5 protein-coding genes are annotated in these 4,317 nt (G+C 38.1%); 2 read left to right on the top strand and 3 right to left on the bottom strand.

Features of this window, described 5'->3' with window-relative positions:
• Positions 1-190: transposase (locus tag P8O70_02520; protein ID MDG2195758.1), on the top strand; the 190-nt coding region annotated here is incomplete at its 5' end.
• Positions 191-363: 173 nt separating this feature from the next.
• Complete coding sequence (locus tag P8O70_02515; protein MDG2195757.1) at positions 364-1,383, top strand: thioredoxin fold domain-containing protein; 1,020 nt, start codon at positions 364-366, stop codon at positions 1,381-1,383.
• 5 nt (positions 1,384-1,388) lie between these two features.
• Here P8O70_02515 and P8O70_02510 read toward each other — a convergent pair whose 3' ends face one another.
• From P8O70_02510 to P8O70_02500, 3 genes are read right to left on the bottom strand one after another with little or no spacing between them, the layout of a single operon-like run.
• Entirely contained in the window at positions 1,389-1,634 is a 246-nt protein-coding gene (locus P8O70_02510; GenBank protein MDG2195756.1) for a DUF1244 domain-containing protein, read from the bottom strand.
• A 10-nt stretch (positions 1,635-1,644) separates the two neighbouring features.
• Complete coding sequence (gene fmt, locus P8O70_02505; protein MDG2195755.1) at positions 1,645-2,562, bottom strand: methionyl-tRNA formyltransferase; 918 nt, start codon at positions 2,560-2,562, stop codon at positions 1,645-1,647.
• Positions 2,559-4,055, bottom strand: a complete 1,497-nt coding sequence (locus tag P8O70_02500) for a leucyl aminopeptidase (GenBank protein ID MDG2195754.1) — start codon at positions 4,053-4,055, stop codon at positions 2,559-2,561. The genes fmt and P8O70_02500 overlap by 4 nt, the downstream gene beginning before the upstream one ends.
• Positions 4,056-4,317 lie beyond the last annotated feature (262 nt).

Here is a 4,317-nt window from a genome sequence, read left to right as displayed (position 1 = left end):
GATTCCACCGAAGTCCAATCAAAAGGAATCCTGTGAGTTTGACCGAGACAAGTACCGCTGGCGACACCTGATTGAGAACCTCTTTGCCAAGTGGAAGCAATGCCGGGGGATTGCCACCCGTTACGATCAGTGGGCCTGTGCCTTTCTAGGGGGTATCCACTGGATAGCAGCGGTCATTTGGCTAAATTGATCACAGGCCCTACATTATACCAACCATTTTTGATTCTTCAGTTACTCAGAATGTGGCTAGGTCAGTCAGAGATGATGCCATTGCAAGTGGTGTGGCTCGGTTAGAACTTGTTGTAGAGATGAATCAAGACTCTTCAGGTGAATAAAATCCACTAAACTTTCAAAGCAAATATTATGTTTTGTTATATGAAAAATTTAAGCCTTATATTTCTATTACTACTTAACATAGTCACAAACATAACTGCACAACAAAGTACAAAAGATATAAAGTGGGTTGACGGAGATGACTTTGGTAAGTCCACCCAAATTCCCTATTGGTTTAAAGATAGCTTTCTAGAAATTGAACTGGATATTGAAGAAGCATTAGATGAGGAGAAACTTTTGATGCTTTACTTCCACCAAGAGGGATGTCCATACTGTAAAGCGACAATAGAGAAAAACTTTTCAGATCCAACAACTAAAGATTTTATTCAGGAAAACTTTGACGTTGTTGAAATAAATATTAGAGGTTCTCGATCAATTACGCTGCCAAATGGTGATGTTGTTGACGAGAGAGCATTTTCTAAACTAATGAAAATCCAATATACACCCACTATTTTAATTTTAGATGATAATGGTTTAAATGAACCACTTGAAAGAATGAATGGTTTTCGACCACTTCCTATCTTTCAAGAGACATTATTAGTTGTCAGTAGTAAAGACGAGGAACTAGGTTTTACATTAGAAAGTGAACCCAATCTTGTAAAAGAAAATTATTTTAGTGAAAATTATAATCTTTCAACCTTTACTGGCCAAAAACCAATAGCTATTTTTATTGAGAAGAAGGATTGTGCAATTTGCCAGCAGATGCACAGAGAAGCTTTTGCCAGTAAAGAAAACTACAAGGCTTTGAGCGACTGGCATGTCATCCAAATTGATGTGGATGAGGCAGATCAAGAAATCATCCTTCCCGATGGAACCTCCCAAAAAATTGGGGATTTCATAGAAAGCCAGGTAGTAGATTTCTTCCCAACAGTTATTTTATATGGTCTTGGAGAAACTGAAGAAACTTTCAGAATGGATAGTTATCTGACTAACTACGGCGTGAGATCTACCTTACAGTATATTGGGTCAGGAGATTACAAGTCTCAACCAGACCTGCAAAGATGGTCTGATGAGACAAGAGCAGCTAGGAGAGCTGCTCGAGGAGGTTGATTAATTCATTTTTGATAATTTGCTTTCCATTCCGCATAGGTCATTCCGTAGACGTGTTCCCTAGCTTCTTCATAACCTAAAGTAATGCCTTTGGAATCTGCAGCAGCTACCATCCATTTTGATAAACAATTCCTGCAAAACCCTGCCAAGTTCATCATATCAATATTTTGTACTTCAGTCCTGTTCCTTAGGTGATCAATCAGAGTTCGAAAAGCTGCTGATTCTAATTCGACTTTGGTTTGTTCATCCATTCTTTTCCTTTTATGTTAATAATGTGTTGATTAAATGAGGTCGACCGCGGAGAAATTCTTCTCCCGACATAATAGTTTTGCCTTCGGGCTTAATTCTTTTTACCTTAACAGAACCATTCCTGCAGCCAATAGTAAAGTCTTCTTGTATGACACCTAATTGTGATTCGCGACTGCATAATTTCACCTCTATAAAATTAATTCTTTTGCCATCTGAATCATAGGAATAGATACCTGGCCATGGATCATAAGCTCTTAGTTTTCTGCTGATTAATTCAGGAGTCTCTTCAGTCCAGTTTATTTTACCCATTTCCTTTTTAATCAAACCACAAAAAGTGGCTTTAGATTCATCTTGTTTAATAGGTTTTTTGTTGGCTAGAATTTGACCAATCGATTCTAGAAGCAACTCCTTACTATTAGCAGAAAGCTTTTCTCCAAGTGAACGCGAAGTGTCTGATTCAAGAATCTTGATAGGTTTGGATTCTGAAAGTATGGGACCTGCATCCAATTTCATCACCATCTTTTGAATGGAGATCCCAGTAGTTGAATCGCCAGCTAAGATGGATGCTTGAACAGGACTCGCTCCTCTAAATCTGGGTAAAAATGAAAAATGGATATTAAAACTACCAAAACTTGGGAGGTCTAACAAATTCTGGGGCAGTATCTGACCATAAGCACAAACAATGATGAGATTTGGCTTTTTCTGTTTAATTTGCTTAAAGACATCCGAGTCCTTGATTTTATATGGCGAAAAAACTGATAAATTCTTTTCAAGGGCGAAGGATTTAACAGCACAAGGAGTAAGGACTTTTTTACGACCTGTTAATCGATCTGGTTGAGTAACCACCATGGATACTTGGAACCCCTTTGCAACAAGGCCTTCTAGTGGAGGAATCGCCCAATCGGGAGTTCCAAAGTAAATAACATTCATTCTGACTCAGATAAATTCTCTAAGAAATCAATGAGAAGTCTTACTCCAGATCCACTTGCACTATTTGCTGGATGATAATCAATTCCTTTTACCCCCCATGCAGTTCCTGCAATATCTAGATGCACCCATGGGACATCATTAACGAATTCTTGAAGAAAAACTCCGGCAGTAACAGTACCTGCTTCACCTGGAGGACCAATATTTTGAAGATCCGCATGCTTTCCTTTGATCAACTCACCGTATTCAGGGTAGCTTGGTAACTGCCAAACTCGGTCCCCAGTTCTTTCACCAGATTCGATAATTGATTCGCAAAGTTTTTGATCGTTTGTGATAGCTCCGATACTTAAATGTCCAAGGGCAACAATACACGCACCAGTCAAAGTTGCCAAATCGATCATACAATCTGGCTTGTAATGATCTGCAGTATAATTGAGAGCATCTCCAAGTACCAACCGGCCCTCTGCATCGGTATTTAAAATCTCAACGGTCTTACCGTTGTATGCTTTAACGATATCACCTGGTTTTTGAGCTTTTCCGTCTGGCATATTTTCTGCTGCAGCCAAAACTCCAATTACATTTATGGGTAATTCTAATTCAACGATAGCTTTCATTGTTCCTAGGACAGCTCCTGCACCACACATATCGAATTTCATCTCGTCCATTCCTCTTCCAGGCTTAAGAGAAATTCCACCAGTGTCGAACGTAATTCCTTTACCAACTAAAGCAACAGTATGTTTAGCTTTTTCAGGGAAATACTCTAGAAAAACCATTCGACCGGGAACCTCAGATCCTTTAGAAACCCCAAGAAACATTTGCATTCCAAGTTCTGACATTTTTTCTTCATCAAAAAAACTAAATTTTAGTTTTTCATCTGAAGCTTCAGCCAAATCTTGAGCGACTTGCCGAAGGTCATCTGGAGTCAAATCATTTGGAGCTATATTACCAAGATCTCTTGTGAAATTTGTTCCTCGAGCAATGCTGGCACCTCTCTCTATTGAATCTTTTGAAGAAACCTGGAAAGGATCAAAGATGGTTACATTAATCTGTAATGTGCGTGAATCATCTGAATCACAAGTTTTATATTTTTTGAATTGATAACTTCCCAAAGAAAGTGATTCTGTGATCAATTTCCCAGTTTCAAAGCCTTCTGGTAAATTATTCGTGATGAGTACAGTGAGTGAATCAACTTTAGTGTCCATGACACTACGAATAGCTCTTGCACAAACTCTTCGAAGTTTTTCTGGTGTCAAATCTTTTATTTCACCCAGCCCGCTCATGTGAACCATTCTTGGTTTGCTGGAGGGAACTGCAAAAGTCTTTTGCTCGTTATAATTCCCAAGAAATAATTCACTACTAATTCCTAATTCAATAGAGGCAGAGATATGATCGGACAAGTCATGTCTACTTGCAAAATTTTCAAGATCATCTGATGAAACAAAAACCATTAATCCATCGGTCTCAATATTTCCAGCAGATCGATATTCGAAGTTCAAGGTCATAAAGATTCTCGTTAATGTTTTGAATTTCGATAGTATCGAAGGTTCATGAATTCAAATCAAGTCACAGAATGGGATTTAATCCAATTGGCAATTATTCTTCTTTATAAGAATGATTGTTTCTTTCAATTTTTCCATCCACCCTTTTTTAGAATCTCAAATCTCTCATGGAGAAGGGTTTTAAAAGTCCTATCTGAACATCAAAAATAGAATAAAACCCGTCTAGAAGGAGATTTGAAGATCCAATAATTTTATAGTA

The sequence above is a fragment of the SAR324 cluster bacterium genome (assembly GCA_029245725.1).
GTDB lineage: Bacteria > SAR324 > SAR324 > SAR324 > NAC60-12 > JCVI-SCAAA005.
This window is presented reverse-complemented; position numbering and strand designations above follow the sequence as displayed.